We start from the raw sequence: 17,652 nt of genomic DNA, 5'->3' as shown, positions 1-17,652 counted from the left end.
TTAATTATATACAGTTTTTGATTTCGAAAGTTGTTTGGTCATATATACGGAAGTACCTTTTTCGGGAGCAGAAATAACTTCCACAGAATCCATGAAATTTTCAATAATTGTAAACCCCATTCCAGATCGTTCAAGTTCTGGTTTTGAAGTATACAAAGGTTCTCTTGCTTCATCAATATTTTCGATACCGACCCCTTCATCACGAATGGTTAATTCAATTTCATCATCATGAAGTACGCATTCAATGTAAACTCTATGTTGAGGTTCATTATGGTATCCATGGATAATTGAATTCGTTACTGCTTCTGAAACAACTGTCTTAATTTCTGTCAACTCATCCATTGTCGGATCTAACTGTGTTATAAATGAAGCTACTGCGACACGTGCAAATGCTTCATTTTCACTTACACTTGCAAACGAAAGAGACATTTCATTATTCATGATGCCACCCCCAATGCTTCCAGTGCATATTGCTCATTATCTGCTTTACGAACAATTTTAAAAAGGCCTGACATTTCAAATAACCTTTGAATTGGAGGAGAGACAGAACAGACCATCATTTCTCCTCCTAATTGTATTACCTCTTTATACCTTCCTAGTACTACTCCTAATCCAGAAGAATCCATAAAACTTACTTGTTCTAGATTTAAAATAACGTGTTTAATCGGATTATTATATATCATATCCTTCCATATATCTCGTAAAGCCTCCGTCTCATGATGATCCAATTCCCCAGAAAGTCTGACGATGAGGACATCCCCTACAACATCAAAGTCAGAATGAAGTGCCATGTTTCACGATTCCTCCCTTAAAAAAATTTCTTAGATAGCTAATTTCTTCAAGTAATGAGCTAATTCCTGCCTGTCGACAAAAGAAGTGGAAATGTTACTTTATTATTAATGTTTCACCAATTCTTGTAAAGATCTTTTCATCAGATCACTAAAAGATGCTTTTTCGATATTTTTACTAACAGTTAAAGGTACTTCAGATATTATTGTATCTCCATCTTTAATTATTAATTTACCTACCTCATCCCCTTTTTTAACAGGAAATGTCCAAGATTCTTGTAACTTTACCTCTGTAGAAATATCTTTCTCTTTATCCCCTTTCTTGTGCAAAGTACTTACAGAATGGTCTGTAACGATATCTATAGTAGATTGATCAGCTTTTAATAAATCCACTTCAGTTACCTTGTCCCCTTTTGAAAACAAAGGATTCGTTTCATAACTGTGGAAAGCATAATCAAGCAGTTCTGTTACCATACGATTCCTTTCCTTTGGTGATTCAGCCCCCATTACTACAGCGATAACGCGCATGTCATCTCGTTGAGCTGTGGCTGTTAAGCAATATTTCGCTTCACTAGTGTAACCAGTCTTTAACCCGTCTGCGCCTTTGTAAAAACGAACTAATTTATTTGTATTAACAAGCCAAAATTCATTGTCTTTTCCTTGGCGAAGGTAATCCTCATAGATAGATGTATATTCTGTAATTGACTCGTGCTTTAGAAGTTCGTTTGCCATAACTCCCATATCATAAGCACTACTATAATGATTCTCTTCAGGCAATCCAGTAGTATTTTGGAATAATGTATTTTTTAAATTTAATTCTTTTGCTTTTTCATTCATCTTATTTACGAACGCTTCTTCACTACCAGCTATTTTTTCTGCTAAAGCTACACTTGCATCATTACCAGAGGCTACTGCAACCCCTTTTAATAAATCATTTACTGTCATTTCTTCTCCAGCTTCCAAAAATATCTGAGACCCACCCATAGAAGCAGCTTTTTCACTAACAATAACAACATCTTCTTTTGCTATGTCCCCTTTTTCTAAGGATTCCATCACTAAAAGCAATGTCATTATTTTTGTCATACTTGCTGGGGCAAGTTGTTCGTGTGCGTTTTTATCATAGAGAATTGTTCCAGTGTCTTGTTCAATAAGTATCCCAGAAGTAGCATCTTCAATTAGATTAATCTCCTGTCCAATTTCTTCTGCTGACACGGTATGACCAAAAAGTAATACACCTAATATCCCAATTATCATTACATTTCGTATCTTTCTCATAGCCTTACCTCCAACTTCAATATATACCGTTAGTTTTTCCTTCAATTAGAGTTTTCATACCTCTGATGAAATTATCCCTGCTTAAAAATCGATGAACATTTATTTTGAAAGCAAGCTATTTATTTCGTATAATTTGTGCATGAGTGAAAAAGATTGGAGTGGACTACATTTGGGACAATCTATTAAAGGAAAAATTGCATATATTACGGGAGCAAGTAGTGGAATAGGGAAAGCAACTGCAATAGAATTGGCCAAACAAGGAGTGCATATTGGGTTATTGGCTCGTTCTGAAAACAAATTAATAGATGTATCAGAAAGTATTAAAAAAATGGGAGTTCGGTCACAATATGAAACAGTGGATATTAGTGATGAAGAACAAGTAGATATTGCCATTACACGGCTGGAAAATAATCTTGGAAAAGCTGATATACTCATTAATAATGCAGGTATATCAACTTATGGAAATTTAGATGAAGTCACCTCTTCTGAATGGAAAAAAATATTCCATGTAAACGTCTTTGGAACATACCATGTGACCCATCGGGTGTTACCACATATGAAGGACAAAAATCAAGGAGATATTATTATGATTTCTTCCAGTAATGGTCTAAAAGGTACAGCTGGTTCTACGGCTTATAGTGGTTCAAAATTTGCAATACAAGGTATGGCAGAAGCATTAATGCAGGAAGTTCGTCCAAATAATATACGTGTATTCACGATGAATCCAAGTTTAGTAGCTACAGAATTGGTATTTGGAAATGAATTATCTGAAAAAAACGAAGACAAGTTTATGCAACCAGAAGATATAGCTGAATTTATCGTATCTCAATTAAAGTTGCATCCTCGTATTTTTATAAAACAATCTCTTCAATGGGCAACAAATCCGTTTTAAGTTATTCTTAAATTAAGAATTAAAAATATGATACTCAGCTTAATTTGCTCTGATTACACATATATCAACTCACATAAAAGAACCTAAAACCCCGAATTAAGAGGATTTTAGGTTCTTTCTGTTTAACATGAAGTTTTAAATGATTAATTAAAATTACTATTTTATAATTTTAATAACACTATCTTTAGATTCGACAGCTTCTGTTGTATAGGTCATTGCTTTCTTGATTTTTTGAATAACTTCATCGTTATTTTGTTTATTTGTATGGATGGTTGCAATTTTGTCTCCTTTTTTAATTGCATCTCCTAACTTCACATGGAATGTTATTCCTACTTGATGGTCAATTTGATCTTCTTTTGTCTCTCTACCTGCACCAAGTAGCATAGCAGCTTCACCAATTGCTTGTGTGTTTACAGAAGCGTAATACCCTTCCTCATCACTTAATACTTCAATTGATTGCTTCACTTTTAATTCATTTACACTCGTTATATCTCCATCTTGCGCTTCAACAAATTCAACTAATTTTTTATAAGCTGTTCCATTTGCAATAACATCAGATACCAAACTTCTAGCTTCTTCAATCGTAGAAGCTTTTTTCGCAAGTAATACCATTTGTGAAGCAATTTCCACAGAAACATCATAAATATCTTTGCTATAATCACTATCACGTAGTAATTTTATCGCTTCAATAACTTCATTAGCATTACCAACTTCATCTCCTAAAGGCTGGTCCATTCTTGTAAGCACAGCAACAGTTTCACGATCTAATTTTTTGCCAATTTCAACCATAGCAGTAGCCAATTTTTCGGCTTCTTCTACTGTTTTCATAAAAGCTCCATTACCTACTTTTATATCTAATACAATTGAGTCTGCTCCTGAGGCAATTTTTTTACTCATAATAGAACTAGCAATTAAAGGAATCGAATCTACTGTACCCGTTACATCACGTAATGCATATAATTTTTTATCCGCTGGCACTAAGTTTCCTGATTGTCCAACTAGTGCGATACCATGCTCTTTTACCTGCTCTTTAAATGTATCTAATGGTAATTCAGTGTGAAATCCTTTAATAGATTCTAACTTGTCTACTGTTCCACCAGTGTGACCTAGCCCTCTTCCACTCATTTTTGCAAATGGGATACCTAATGAAGCAATAATTGGTGCAACAATTAAGCTAACTTTATCACCTACGCCACCTGTAGAATGCTTATCGACCACAATAGTATTTAAGAAAGACATATCTATCTGATCTCCGGAGTTCACCATAATTTCAGTTAAATCAGATGTCTCTTGATTCGTTAAACCATTAAAATAAATTGCCATCAATAGAGAAGATACTTGATAATCTGGAATATTACCTTCTACATACCCAGTAATCACATGTTTTATCTCATCGTAACTTAACACTTCTCCATATTTTTTTTTATTAATAATTTCTACTGTATTCATAACTTCAACATCCTCTCCAAAATAGTACCAAATCACATTGATTGAATGATATTGCGAACAAATTGTAAAAAGCTCTCTCTAACTTTATCTGTAGTTTCAATCACTTCGTCATGTGTTAAAGGCTGATCTAATATACCTGCCGCCATATTTGAAATACAAGAAATACCAAGCACTTTTATTCCAGTGTGGTTAGCTACAGTCACTTCGGGAACAGTTGACATTCCCACTGCATCGCCACCTAGTACACGTAACATTCTTACCTCTGCCGGTGTTTCATACACAGGTCCACTATTACCTACGTACACACCTTGTTGTACTGTTAAATCTAAGTCTTTAGCAACGTTTTTTGCAAGTTGCAATAAATCTTTATCATATGCAGTCGACATATCAGGAAAACGAGGGCCATGTCTTTCATCATTTGGACCAATTAACGGGTTATCTCCCATTTGGTTAATATGATCTGTAATTAACATTAAATCACCGGCAGAAAAAGATTCATTTACCCCACCAGCTGCGTTTGTAACAATTAATTTTTCAATATTTAATTCCTTCATGACTCGAACAGGAAATGTTACTTGTTGCATGGTATACCCTTCGTAATAATGAAAACGACCCTGCATCGCAATTACTTGCTTCCCTTCCATAGTGCCAATTACTAATTGTCCTTTATGACCAGACACAGTTGATGTTGGAAAGTGAGGGATATCTTTATATTCAATGGAGACTGCCTCTTCAATTTCATCTGCCAATACACCTAGGCCCGATCCTAAAATTAAACCAATTGATGGTTCTCTATTCATTTTATCTTTTATAAAACTTGCTGCTTCTTGAATATATTGATTTTCCATTTTATCTTCCCCTTTATTTAATATCGTTCAAAAAACTTTCCCCATATTCAGGTAACTTAATCCCAAAGTTATCTGCAACAGTTGCTCCTATGTCGGCGAACGTTCTTCTAATAGGTAATTCTTTTGCCTGGTTAATTTGGTTATGATAAACGAGTAATGGCACGTATTCTCTTGTGTGGTCAGTACCATGATGAATTGGGTCATTTCCATGATCAGCTGTAATTATCAGAAGATCATCATCATGTAGCTGTTCAATAATCTCTGGTAGCTGTTGATCAAACTCTTCTAAAGCTTTTCCATACCCTATTGCATCTCTTCGATGCCCATATTTTGCGTCAAAATCAACAAGATTTAAGAAATTTAAGCCATTAAACGATTTATCCATTGACTTTCGTAATTGTACCATACCATCATTATTATCTTTGGTTCGGATCGTTTCTGTAACACCTTCACCATCATAAATGTCTGATATTTTACCTAATGCTAAGACATCATAATTATTATCCTTTAATTCATTCATTACTGTTCTGCCAAATGGCTTCAACGCATAATCATGACGATTCGGTGTACGTTCAAATGCACCAGGTACACCAACAAACGGCCGTGCAATTACTCTTCCAACCATGTATTTTTCATCTAAAGTTAGTTCTCTCGCAATTTCACAAATCTTATATTGCTCATCTATTGGAATAATCTCTTCATGTGCAGCAATTTGCAATACAGAATCCGCCGATGTATAAACAATTAGCGACCCAGTATCCATATGTTGCTTTCCAAGTTCATCAAGAATCTCTGTACCAGATGCCGGTTTATTTCCAATCACCTTACGACCAGTTTTTTGTTCTAACTCTTGGATTAATTCATCCGGAAACCCATCCGGAAATGTACGAAATGGGTTTTCTATATGCAATCCCATAATTTCCCAATGTCCAGTCATTGTATCTTTACCATTAGATGCTTCTTGCATTTTTGTATAATGAGCTTTTGGTTGAACTGCGGGCTCAATACCTTTAATCATTCGGATATTACTTAATCCAAGACTTTCCAATGTAGGCATATTTAATCCCTTCATTTTCTCTGCAATATGTCCTAATGTATCTGCTCCTATATCATTAAAATCTTTTGCATCGGGAGCTTCTCCAATTCCTACTGAATCCATTACAATTAAAAATACTCGTTTAAAATTATTCATAGTTTGTTCATACCTCCTGTTATGTATATTCCCGAAACACGCTATAACTATGTTCCCTCTATTTGATGTTAGATGTCAGACAACATATCTGAAAAAAATTAGGCTCTTGGATGATAAGTTTGGTACATATCTTTTAAGCGAGCCTTTGTAACATGTGTATAAATTTGAGTTGTTGATATATCTGCATGTCCTAACATCTCTTGGACTAAACGTAAGTCTGCCCCGTTTTCTAATAAATGTGTAGCAAAAGAGTGGCGAAGTGTATGTGGTGTAATCTTTTTTAGTATCCCAGCCTCTAATGTAAGCCCTTTTAAGATTTTCCAAAAACCTTGCCTAGTTAATCTTCTTCCATGTTGATTGACAAACAAAGAATCCTCTTGTCTATTCTTTTTAATCAAGCTGTCTCTTGCCTCAGAAATATACTTTTCTAGATAATATTTTGCCGTATCTCCGAGCGGAACAATTCTTTCTTTAGAACCTTTCCCGAAGCATTGCACAAAACCCATCGTTAAATGTAAATCACTTACTTTTAAAGAAATCAACTCTGATACTCGCAGACCGGTAGCATATAGTAATTCTAACATTGCTTTATTTCGAATGGAAAGTTTGGAATTCATATCGATGTCTAATAATCGATCTACTTCATCTTGAGATAAGGTATCCGGGAGTTTACGATCTTTTTTAGGTGTTTCAATATGTAAACTCGGATCATTTGAAGTAATCTGTTCCCGAATTAAAAATTGATGAAAAGAACGAATTGAAGAAATATGTCTAGAAATGGTTGCTGTTGATTTCTCTTGATCTTTTAACATATAAAGAAACCCCATAATATCTGTTCTAGAAATCTTATCCCACGATGCAGTTTTATCATGGTCTTTCATATATTGCAAGTAATTCGTCAAATCTCTTTTATAAGAACTTAATGTATTTTCAGACAATCCACGTTCAATACGAAGAAAATGAAAGAAATCTTCAATAGCGTATTCTAACATAATATTACTCATCTCCTAAAAAATTTAAAGGAAGTAGGTCAAATAATCCGTTATTTTCTTGAAAGACTTTTACTGCTGGACCCTGTGGCGGATCAAATCGGTGTATATATAAATATTCTTTGTGCATAAGTTGTAGTGCGTAATAAAAGATACAAGCACTAATCATAAATAACAAAAATATTTTTATCATATCAATTATTAGTTTATGCATCACATATCTCCCAATTATTTATTCTATTGAAAGAATATGCTTGTCCTATCCATAAATATTACAATCAATTATGAAACAAAAAATATTGCCTTTTTCCAATGGAAAAAGGCATACTATGTTGCTTTAACAATAACTTCTTGGCATTGTTTACATATACCGTGAAACGTTAGCCGATGGTCTTTCACTTCAAATCCCCAATCTGTTTGCACGATACGTTCTACATCTTCTAATAAATCATTCTCAATTTCTTCAACAGAACCACATTCAATACATACTAAATGATGATGAAAATGTTTTGCGCCTTCTTTACGTAAATCGTATCGAGAAACGCCATCACCAAAGTTAATTTTATCTACAATTTTCAGCTCCGAAAGCAACTCTAATGTACGATACACTGTAGCCAATCCAATTTCTGGTGACTTTTCTTTTACGAGTAAATATACATCTTCAGCACTGAGGTGATCTTCTTCTCGTTCAAGAAGCACACGTACAGTTGCTTCCCTTTGGGGAGTTAGTTTATAGCTATGCGAGTGTAGCTGTTTTTTTATATGTTCAATCCGATGTTCCATGGATAGTCGCCTCCCTCTTTACCCAACTATATTATAATCTTTCAAATAGAACGTGTCAAAGTGTATTATCACTTTTAAATTATAATAATTATAATATAATATTTACTATAAGTAAACTCTTTGGATCCACTCAACCATTATCGTGTTCGAAATATAAGCTTCTATGATAGCTGCGATTCCCGTACAAACAATTAAAATAACAAACGAAGTTGTTAATTTAAAAAATGGTTGTGATAAAGAGGTGTTATTTCGTTTAGCAACTAATTTACCTAATAATCCCAATGAGAATATCATGCATATACTTCCAGCGATAATATAAATAGGAATAATAAAAATGTTTTGTGGAGCTATTGAAATCGCGGACAAAATTAATCCGTCCATTCCTAACCAATTCACTATAAAACCTACAGAAAAACCTACAACCATTCCTTTAATAAAAATTAATATCCACACAATTGGAAGTCCGATTACACTTAATGCAAAAATAAACATTAAGCCTAAATATTTTATATGGTAAAAGAAGCTTTGCCATAGTATATCTCTATTGTTTAAAGTCGACCCTTCCTCTGTTGTTTGGATGAAAAACCGTTCCAAATAGAAAAATAAATCTTGTTTTTGAACTACGTCCATACTATTTACTATAACGGCACCAAAAACTATGCCAGTTAAAAATAATATAGTCATAAATATATAAATGGTTGCATGCTGTTTAAAGTGATTAAAGACTACATAGCTCTTATGCATCAAAATCCTCCTAAAATAATTATCTATAATTTAATCTATGAGGATTTCAACATAAAAATAACTTATTTTATATTTTTAATAGATTACATATAAGTTACCCTTTTTTTAGAGAATGTAAGTATAATATAGCATAATTTGTTTTTGCATCATGTATTTCTTGATTCAATACCATTTGCTTTGCTTGATCCAAGGAAACTTCTCTTACTTCCACAAATTCATCATCATCTCCTGTAGGTGGTTGTTCTAAAGGAATTAAGTCATCTGTGATATAGATATAAATTAGTTCATTCGCAAAACCGGGTGATGTATAAAATGATGTGACAAAAGAAAGATTGGTAGTAGTAAATCCTGTTTCTTCTTCTAATTCACGTACAGCTGCTGTTAAGGGATTTTCGCGCTCTTCTAGTTTACCAGCAGGGATTTCACATAGTGCTTTTTCTAATGGTTTGCGGTACTGTTCTACTAAAATAATATTTCCATCTTTCGTAATTGGAATAATCCCTACTGCTCCTGGGTGATTGACGATTTCTCTCTTCGAAGTTTTCCCATTCGGTAATTCTACTTCATCTACTTTTAAATCTATTACATTTCCATTAAATATAGATTCTGATGAAATGGTCTTTTCTTCAAATTTATGCATGTGTTTTTCTTCCTTTCTTATCTACTATGTGTGTAAAGGTTGTTTTCTTTTCTTACTAATTCTACAATAATCATATAATCCATATGATAAGGAGGCAAATAATGCGTTATAATTTACTAGGTAAATCTAACATAAGTATATCTGAATTAACATTAGGATGCATGTCACTTGGCTCAGACTATCAACATGCAAATAAAATAATCGATGCAGCTGTAGAGAACGGAATAAATCACTTAGATACAGCTGATTTATACGATTTTGGTATAAATGAACAGATCGTAGGTAAATCGATCAAGCATCAACGTGATCAAGTAGTCATTACTTCAAAAGTAGGAAACCATTTTCAAGAAGGTTCAAAAGATTGGTTTTGGGATCCTTCGAAAGAATATATTCATCATGCTGTTCGTGACAGCTTAAAACGACTTCAAATAGATTATCTTGATGTATGTATGTTACACGGAGGAACCATTGATGATCCAATTGACGAGACAATTGAAGCTTTTGAAGAATTAAAAACAGCTGGCTTGATACGCACGTATGGTATTTCATCTATTCGACCTAACGTTATAAGAGAATATGCCAATCGCTCTTCTATTGATGTATTAATGACACAATATAGCCTTCTAGATCGTAGACCAGAAGAAGAAATACTACCTTTAGCACTGGAAAATAACATTAGTGTGGTGTGTAGAGGTCCACTTGCAAAAGGGATGATAAGTAATAAAATGAAGGATGTTATTGACAAAAAAGGAGAAAATGGTTATTTAAATTATAGTTATACGGAATTAAAAAACTTGAATGATAGACTACATGAAATTCGTTCCGATTATTCTATACAAGAGCTAGCTATGCATTATGTCGGTGATCACCCAGCTATTACTTCAACCGTATTCGGGGCTAGCTCATTAGACCAATTAGAAGAAAATATTCATGAATATAATAAAACGGACCGTATAGATGATACTATTTATCATCGATTACAAGAGATTACAAAAGCACAAACCTACGAGAAGCATCGATGAATATAAACAGTGTAAGATAATAACTATTCTTGAATGAATTTGATTGAGGCGCCCGCATAATACTAGTAAGACGGTTAAGCTTTTTATGAAAAAGGAAAACCCTTTGCTAAGTTGCTTTTTCAACTCGTCTTTGCAAAGGGGCGCTGCCTCAGCTTATTCATTCTTATTAATTGTTATTGAAGGGTTTAATATACCTTCATTGCTATATAATCGAAATAGGCTCCCGCGTACATCTAGTTTTAATTCATTATAAAAAAATACTTTCTGTTCGCGATTAACATAAGTTGGAAATGTATTTGTGTCAATAGCTTCTGCATTATCAGGTAAGCTAGTAACCCAACGCACTGTGGGGACACCATTTACACCGCATACACCTTCCGTATCGTAAAACAAATATAAATTATCCCCCTGTTCATATTGTTTCTGTAATAATTCTTTCGCCTCATTCGTAAATTCTAATTTCATATATCGCACCTCTATTATTTTTTATCGAATTGTTTCCTTAAAACTGCTTCCATAACTCCTGGTATTAATCGATAGAAGATACTTCCTAATTCCATCCACAATGGCATGTTAATCTCGCGTTTACTTGTAAATAAATGTGTAACGATTTTATCTGCTACTCGTTCTGGGTCTAACATATACCTCTCTACATTTTGCTTATAAGTACCATCTTTATCTGCTCGTTCAAAAAAGTTCGTTCTTACTGGACCTAAATTTACTGCCATGATACTAATCGATGACATTTTACATTCCAATCTTAATACGTTTGTAAACCCTAGCATAGCTTGTTTAGATGATGCATACGCAGCAGATTTAGGTGTAGAAATTTTTGCAGCTTGAGAAATGACATTTACAATTTGCGTATTAGCATTCGTTTTTCTAAAGTATGGTAATATACTTTGTGATAATTGAATCCCAGCAAATACGTTTAATTGAAACATTTCTAATAAGTCATCATAATTCATATCTTCTATTGAATCGAAAACTCCAACACCTGCATTATTAATTAATCCATCTACTTGTTTATTTTCATTAAAAATAATTGGTATTAAGTGATCAATTTTATTATTGTCAGTTAAGTCAATAGGGTAAATAGCACTCTTTTGATTATACAATTGATCAATTTCTTTTTGAATAGTTACGAGTTTATCACGAGAGCGTGCCACCAAAATAGGAAAACCTCCTTGGCTTGCTATCTTTTTAGCTAAGATCTCTCCTATACCGCTAGAGGCGCCAGTAATTACTATTTTTTTATCCAATAAACGTTGATTAATCTTCATTATAAAAACCTCTTTATAGAACGTCTTTTTATACAAATATTGTACCGCGGATTGCATCGTGTGTAAATCCTTGTTAATTGACTTCTTTCCAAAAATCAAACACAATAATGTGAAGGGGTGAAACAATGACAAAGATTATAGCCCATCGAGGAGCAAGTAAATACGCACCTGAGAATACAAGAGCTTCTTTTGAGCTTGCTTATCAAATGAATGCGGATGGTATTGAAACAGATGTTCAATTATCAAAAGATGGAATACCTGTATTATTCCACGATGAAAAGATAAAACGCACTGCAAGAAAAAGAGGATATATTCAAGAATATACATATAACGAGTTAAAAACAATGGATGTAGGTAGTTGGTTTGGAAACGAATATAACGGGGAATTCATAATGTCATTAGAGGAATTTCTTTTATGGATAGCGGATAAACCATTATTATTACATCTGGAATTAAAAAATAATCAAATTGATTATCCACACTTAGAAATACTTACTTACAACCTTGTTGAAAGATATGGATTGCTGGATCGTACGTTTTTTTCTACTTTTTCAACTAGAAGTATTCAACGTTTAAATAAGATTAGCACAGATACGAATATCGGTTGGCTAACAAATAAGTCTAGGCACCAACTTCCATTATTTTCTCGATCTTTAGGTGCAAATGCCATCCATATAAAGTACCGTCTCTTACAACCAAAACTTGTTCAACAAGCAAAAACAGAGAATATGCCTCTAAGGGTATATACCGTAAACAAACTAAAACATATACACCTTTGTTTTCAATATAAATGTGATAGTATTTTTACAGATGTACCAGATGTTGCGAAAACCATCTATCAATCTTATTTATAAATAGAAAGTTGGTGAATACATGGAACTCGTCTTCCTTGGAACCGGTGCTGGACTCCCTTCAAAAACAAGAAATGTTTCTGCTGTTGCTTTAAATATGACTCAAGAAATTAATGAAGTTTGGTTATTTGATTGTGGGGAAGCAACACAACATCAGATATTACATACCAACTTAAAACCAAGAAAGATTACGAAGATATTTATTACACATCTTCACGGGGATCATATCTATGGTCTACCTGGATTATTAAGTAGCCGTGCCTTTCAATCAGGTGAAAATCAACCACTTAGTATTTATGGACCAGTTGGGATCAAAGAATTTGTGGAATCCACTTTACGTATTAGTCAGACAAATCTTACATATCCAATAACGATTAAAGAAATAACAGAAGACGGTCAATTATTTGAAACAAAAGAAATGGTTGTTGAAACAAAAAAATTACAACATGGTATTGCTAGTTATGGATATCGTATAAATGAAAAAGATAAACCAGGTGAACTTTTAGTAGAAAAATTAAAGGAATTTGGTATTTCTCCTGGCCCAATTTATCAACAAATAAAGGAGAATGAAATCACCAAATTAGATAATGGATCTATCATTTATCGTGATGATGTCCTTGGACCTCCAAAAAAAGGAAAGATAATATCAATTCTAGGAGATACACGCTATTCACTTGAAAATATTCCATTTATTAAGTTCAGTGATATACTTATACATGAGTCAACATTTACTCAAGAAAAAGAATTATTAGCATTTGAGTATAAACATTCAACAAATGTACAAGCAGCAAAACTAGCCAAAAAAGCAAATGTAAACAGATTATATTTAACTCATATATCCTCCCGCTACCAGGAAGAGGATGCAGATTCAATCATTGAAGCTGCAAGAGAAATTTTTCCAAGTACTTGGTTAGCAAATGATTTTAGTGTTTATGAAATATAGATTTTTATAGATAGAGGAGAGACAAACGTAATGGAATTATTAGAAAGGTATCAATCAATAGTCGAAAATCAACGAGCCTATTATAATCATGGCAATACGGTTGATTACTCTTTTCGAAAACAACAGTTAGAAAAAATGAAAGATATGCTAAAAGAATATGAAAGTCATATTTTTCGAGCGTTGAAACATGATCTGAATAAATCGAAACACGAAGTTATTACGTCAGAGTTGGGTATTCTGTACTCGGAAATTGACAACATGTTAAAGAACCTACGTCAGTGGATGCAACCAGATAAAGTCACAAATCCGATTACCCATAAAGGATCAAAAAGTTATATTATGAAAGAACCTTTAGGAGTTATCCTTGTCATAGCTCCTTGGAATTATCCATTACAATTATCTTTAGCCCCAGTTATTGGTGCTATAGCAGCTGGCAATACCGTAATCATTAAGCCATCTGAACATGCGCCTCATACTTCGGAATTAATCGCTGAAATGGTTCAAAATACATTTGATAGTTCATTCCTAACTGTTGTTCAAGGTGCCAAAAATGAAACAGAAGCATTATTAAAGCAGCGTTTTGATCATATATTTTTCACCGGCGGTGCTGCAATTGGTAAGATTGTAATGCGTGCAGCTAGTGAATTTCTTACTCCTGTGACACTTGAATTAGGAGGTAAAAGTCCTGCTATAGTTGACGAAGATGCGAACATACAAGTTGCAGCCAAACGTATTGTATGGGGAAAATACACAAATGCGGGTCAAACTTGTGTAGCTCCAGACTATATTCTTGTACATGAAAAAGCTAAATTTAAGCTATTGAAAGCGATGAAAAAACACATCAAATCCATGTATGGTAAAGATCCTCTTCAAAATGAAGCATACACGAGAATTATTCATGAAGGTCATTTTGATCGATTAACAAATTTTCTTTCAAATGGTACAATCGTACACGGTGGAGAATTTAATCGAGATTCATTATCCATTGAACCGACTATATTAGATAAAATCACATGGGATGAAGCCATTATGAAAGAAGAGATCTTTGGACCAATCCTACCTGTATTAACTTATACAAATATTGAAGATGCTTTATATCAAATTAAACTAAAAGAAAAGCCTCTAGCACTATATTACTTTGGAGAGAATGAAAAAATGCAACAGCAAGTGATGGAATATGTCTCTTTTGGTGGTGGAGCTATTAACGATACCATCTATCACCTAGCTAACCCTCATCTTCCCTTTGGAGGAGTAGGTGCTAGTGGTATGGGTGCTTATCATGGAAAAGCAAGTTTTGATACTTTTTCACATCATAAGAGCATCATGAAACAGACAACTAAATTTGATATACCATTTCGTTATCCTGGTGGTAAGATTTCTTCAAATATCGTCAAAAAGTTTTTAACTTAATTTATGGATAAGTGTTATATCCTTAGTTAGATCCTGTATCCATTCATATTAAAAAGCCATATTTCCATTCTTTATTAGAATAGGATTTATGGCTTTTTATAATCATCTAGAAAGTCTTTTTGAAAACTAGTACGTGGTTGCTGATTATCTTGACTCTCATTTGTATTCTTAGTAATAATATTCGAACCATATTTTTTTGTTAATTTATCAACTGTTACCTGGAGCTTTTCTTTCTTTTCTATTGATTCATACGTGAATAAATCTAACTGTTCTCCTATATTTCTTTTTGTTTCCATATCTTGTAATGATACCCCCAATAAACGGACAGGTTCTTCATTCCAATGTTGTTCAAAAAGCTCTTTCGCCACAAATAATATCTCCGAATGATTATCAATATAGTTATATAACTTTTTGCTCCTTGTAATCGTTTTTCTATCATGATATCGTATTGTAATTTGGACCGTTTTACCAGCAGCTTCCTTACGTTTCACTCTTCGTTCTACATTGTCGACTAATTCATGAATTAATTGTTTAAGTTCTGTTACATCTGTGGAATCGTGAGGCAATGTTTGAGAGCTGCCAATACTTTTAAAATCATGGACGGCTTCAGGATCTACTAAGCGGTTGTCTATTCCATTGGCACGATTTTGCAATCGTTCTCCATTAACACCTAAAAGTTGTTTTAGTTCATATACATCTTTCTTAGCTAGGTCTCCTATTGTTTTAATTTCTATACTATTTAACTTCTCTGCTGTTTTTTCTCCTACCCCATACATTTCTTCTACTGACATTGGCCAAAGTAATTTCTCTACCTCTCTTTTTCGAAGCACTGTTATCCCGAGCGGCTTCTTCATATCAGATGCCATTTTAGCAAGAAATTTATTTGGTGCTATTCCAATACTACAAGGAATATCAAGTTCGCTTAAAATTCGTTGCTGTAATTGATTCGCTGTAACCAATGGATCTTTCGCATAAATCGTATCTGTAATATCCATATATCCTTCATCAATCGATACCGGCTGAACATATGGTGTAATCTCTGCTAACATTTTAAAAATTTCACGTGATGCTGCTCGATAACGCTCAAAATTTGGACGCATTAGAATCAATTCTGGACAAAGCTTTTTCGCTTGCCATATCGGCATGGTTGTTTTTACACCTTTTCCTCTTGCTTCATAACTACTTGTTACAATAATGCCCTTTCTTTCTTCAGGGTTTCCTGCAATTGCAAGCGGCTTTCCTTTTAACGATGGATTAAATGCCATTTCTACAGAAGCATAAAAACAATTCATATCAATATGAAAAATAATACGATGTTTTCTGGCTTTAGTTGGTTGCATAAATAACCTTCCTTTATGAGGAAAAGCACCCCTTCTCTACGAATAGGGTGCCAATACCTCCACTTCACATTATTGATTAGAAGCTTCCTTTACGATTTCTGTTATTAACTCGGTAACTTTTACTAAATCTTCTACTTTAATATGTTCATCTGTGGTATGAATTTGTTCATAACCAACAGCTAAATTAACAGTAGGAATACCAAATCCAGCGATAATATTCGCATCACTACCGCCACCACTTTTTTCTAATTTGCTTTCGCGACCTATTGCTTTTGCTGCTTTACGAGCCACTTCAACAACTTGTTCTCCCTCTTTATGATTAAATCCAGGATAAGCTACTACAGTGGTAACTTCAGCAGAGCCCCCATAAGTTTTGGCTGTTTCTTCAAAGGCTTTTTTCATTTTTTTAACTTGTGCTTCCATTTTTTCCGGGACTAATGAACGAGCTTCTGCTAATATCTCTACATGATCAACTACGATATTTGTTTGCTTACCACCTTCGAATCGACCGATATTTGCTGTTGTTTCATTATCGATCCGCCCCAACGGCATATTAGATATAGCTTTTGCTGCTAAAGTAATTGCTGAAATACCTTTTTCTGGTTCTAGACCAGCATGTGCAGTTTTCCCTTTAATTATCGCGTGTACCTTTGCTTGAGTAGGAGCGGCTACTATTATATCTCCTACTTCCCCATTACTGTCTAGAGCATAACCATAAGAAGCATCAAGTTTTGTACTATCTAGTGCTTTTGCTCCAACTAATCCAGATTCTTCACCTACTGTGATAATAAATTGGATTTGCCCATGTGGAATATTATTCTCATTTACTACACGAATCATCTCTAACATAGATGCTAAACCAGCTTTATCATCTGCACCTAGAATCGTCGACCCATCTGTAGAAATCACGCCATCTTTAATTAGTGGTTTAATGCCTTTACCTGGAACTACTGTATCCATATGAGAAGTAAAATAAATAGAATCAGCTCCCTCTACATTTCCTTCCCATGTACAAATTAAATTACCTGCACCATGACCGGTTTGCTCCATGGTGTCGTCTTCTTCCACCTGCACTCCAAGGTCTGAAAATTTCTTCACCAATAATTTAGCGATTTCTGCTTCAAATCCTGTTTCAGAATCTACTTGTACTAATTCTAGAAATTCATCTACTAATCGTTGTTCATTTACTAGCATAATTGAATA

General features: G+C 33.8%; 20 protein-coding genes. 5 read left to right on the top strand and 15 right to left on the bottom strand.

What is annotated here, in order from left to right:
- From spoIIAB to AQ616_RS06105, 3 genes are all read right to left on the bottom strand, one after another.
- On the bottom strand, positions 1-441 hold the full coding sequence (spoIIAB, locus tag AQ616_RS06115) for an anti-sigma F factor (RefSeq protein ID WP_017796953.1): 441 nt from the start codon (positions 439-441) through the stop codon (positions 1-3).
- On the bottom strand, positions 438-791 hold the full coding sequence (spoIIAA, locus tag AQ616_RS06110; RefSeq protein WP_017796954.1) for an anti-sigma F factor antagonist: 354 nt from the start codon (positions 789-791) through the stop codon (positions 438-440). The genes spoIIAB and spoIIAA overlap by 4 nt, the downstream gene beginning before the upstream one ends.
- 105 nt (positions 792-896) lie before the next feature.
- The gene (locus AQ616_RS06105) at positions 897-2,063 is read right to left on the bottom strand and encodes a D-alanyl-D-alanine carboxypeptidase family protein (protein WP_069685288.1); all 1,167 of its coding nucleotides are present in this window, start codon (positions 2,061-2,063) and stop codon (positions 897-899) included.
- A 169-nt stretch (positions 2,064-2,232) separates the two neighbouring features.
- On the opposite strand from AQ616_RS06105, the gene AQ616_RS06100 reads away from it, so the two are divergent.
- Positions 2,233-2,955, top strand: coding sequence for a 3-ketoacyl-ACP reductase (locus AQ616_RS06100; RefSeq protein ID WP_069685287.1), 723 nt, complete (start codon positions 2,233-2,235; stop codon positions 2,953-2,955).
- A 156-nt stretch (positions 2,956-3,111) separates the two neighbouring features.
- Here the strand turns inward: AQ616_RS06100 and AQ616_RS06095 are convergent, their stop codons facing one another.
- The 8 genes from AQ616_RS06095 to AQ616_RS06060 all read right to left on the bottom strand — a co-directional run bounded on the left by AQ616_RS06095 (position 3,112) and on the right by AQ616_RS06060 (position 9,600).
- Complete coding sequence (locus tag AQ616_RS06095) at positions 3,112-4,404, bottom strand: pyrimidine-nucleoside phosphorylase (protein ID WP_069685286.1); 1,293 nt, start codon at positions 4,402-4,404, stop codon at positions 3,112-3,114.
- A gap of 32 nt (positions 4,405-4,436) precedes the next feature.
- Complete coding sequence (locus AQ616_RS06090; protein WP_069685285.1) at positions 4,437-5,252, bottom strand: purine-nucleoside phosphorylase; 816 nt, start codon at positions 5,250-5,252, stop codon at positions 4,437-4,439.
- A gap of 13 nt (positions 5,253-5,265) precedes the next feature.
- Positions 5,266-6,444 carry a phosphopentomutase gene (deoB, locus tag AQ616_RS06085; protein WP_069685284.1) on the bottom strand — a complete coding sequence of 393 codons (1,179 nt, stop codon included), beginning with the start codon at positions 6,442-6,444 and terminating at the stop codon, positions 5,266-5,268.
- 98 nt (positions 6,445-6,542) lie between these two features.
- Positions 6,543-7,436: a site-specific tyrosine recombinase XerD gene (gene xerD / locus AQ616_RS06080; RefSeq protein ID WP_017796960.1), complete on the bottom strand. Its 894-nt coding sequence runs from the start codon at positions 7,434-7,436 to the stop codon at positions 6,543-6,545.
- 4 nt (positions 7,437-7,440) lie between these two features.
- Entirely contained in the window at positions 7,441-7,647 is a 207-nt protein-coding gene (locus AQ616_RS06075) for a DUF4227 family protein (protein ID WP_069685283.1), read from the bottom strand.
- Between the two features lie 113 nt (positions 7,648-7,760).
- Complete coding sequence (fur, locus tag AQ616_RS06070) at positions 7,761-8,216, bottom strand: ferric iron uptake transcriptional regulator (protein ID WP_069685282.1); 456 nt, start codon at positions 8,214-8,216, stop codon at positions 7,761-7,763.
- A gap of 105 nt (positions 8,217-8,321) precedes the next feature.
- The gene (spoIIM, locus tag AQ616_RS06065) at positions 8,322-8,960 is read right to left on the bottom strand and encodes a stage II sporulation protein M (RefSeq protein ID WP_017796963.1); all 639 of its coding nucleotides are present in this window, start codon (positions 8,958-8,960) and stop codon (positions 8,322-8,324) included.
- Between the two features lie 94 nt (positions 8,961-9,054).
- Positions 9,055-9,600, bottom strand: coding sequence for an NUDIX hydrolase (locus AQ616_RS06060; RefSeq protein ID WP_017796964.1), 546 nt, complete (start codon positions 9,598-9,600; stop codon positions 9,055-9,057).
- A gap of 101 nt (positions 9,601-9,701) precedes the next feature.
- On the opposite strand from AQ616_RS06060, the gene AQ616_RS06055 reads away from it, so the two are divergent.
- Positions 9,702-10,622: an aldo/keto reductase gene (locus tag AQ616_RS06055; protein WP_017796965.1), complete on the top strand. Its 921-nt coding sequence runs from the start codon at positions 9,702-9,704 to the stop codon at positions 10,620-10,622.
- A 153-nt stretch (positions 10,623-10,775) separates the two neighbouring features.
- Here the strand turns inward: AQ616_RS06055 and AQ616_RS06050 are convergent, their stop codons facing one another.
- Entirely contained in the window at positions 10,776-11,087 is a 312-nt protein-coding gene (locus tag AQ616_RS06050) for an iron-sulfur cluster biosynthesis family protein (RefSeq protein WP_017796966.1), read from the bottom strand.
- Between the two features lie 14 nt (positions 11,088-11,101).
- Positions 11,102-11,905 (bottom strand): SDR family NAD(P)-dependent oxidoreductase, encoded by an 804-nt coding sequence (locus AQ616_RS06045; protein WP_017796967.1) that lies wholly within the window; start codon positions 11,903-11,905, stop codon positions 11,102-11,104.
- 125 nt (positions 11,906-12,030) lie between these two features.
- On the opposite strand from AQ616_RS06045, the gene AQ616_RS06040 reads away from it, so the two are divergent.
- From AQ616_RS06040 to AQ616_RS06030, 3 genes are read left to right on the top strand one after another with little or no spacing between them, the layout of a single operon-like run.
- The gene (locus AQ616_RS06040; RefSeq protein ID WP_069685281.1) at positions 12,031-12,759 is read left to right on the top strand and encodes a glycerophosphodiester phosphodiesterase; all 729 of its coding nucleotides are present in this window, start codon (positions 12,031-12,033) and stop codon (positions 12,757-12,759) included.
- Between the two features lie 19 nt (positions 12,760-12,778).
- Positions 12,779-13,699, top strand: a complete 921-nt coding sequence (gene rnz, locus AQ616_RS06035) for a ribonuclease Z (RefSeq protein WP_017796969.1) — start codon at positions 12,779-12,781, stop codon at positions 13,697-13,699.
- 30 nt (positions 13,700-13,729) lie between these two features.
- Positions 13,730-15,109 carry an aldehyde dehydrogenase gene (locus AQ616_RS06030; RefSeq protein ID WP_017796970.1) on the top strand — a complete coding sequence of 460 codons (1,380 nt, stop codon included), beginning with the start codon at positions 13,730-13,732 and terminating at the stop codon, positions 15,107-15,109.
- Between the two features lie 86 nt (positions 15,110-15,195).
- Here AQ616_RS06030 and AQ616_RS06025 read toward each other — a convergent pair whose 3' ends face one another.
- Positions 15,196-16,449 (bottom strand): DNA polymerase IV, encoded by a 1,254-nt coding sequence (locus tag AQ616_RS06025; RefSeq protein WP_069685280.1) that lies wholly within the window; start codon positions 16,447-16,449, stop codon positions 15,196-15,198.
- Positions 16,450-16,518: 69 nt separating this feature from the next.
- Positions 16,519-17,643 (bottom strand): M20/M25/M40 family metallo-hydrolase, encoded by a 1,125-nt coding sequence (locus AQ616_RS06020; protein ID WP_069685279.1) that lies wholly within the window; start codon positions 17,641-17,643, stop codon positions 16,519-16,521.
- Positions 17,644-17,652: the final 9 nt, after the last annotated feature.

The organism is Oceanobacillus sp. E9, assembly GCF_001741975.1.
Taxonomy (GTDB): domain Bacteria; phylum Bacillota; class Bacilli; order Bacillales; family Amphibacillaceae; genus Oceanobacillus; species Oceanobacillus kimchii.
The sequence above is the reverse complement of the archived record's forward strand: the minus strand, read 5'-3'. Positions and strand labels throughout refer to the sequence as shown.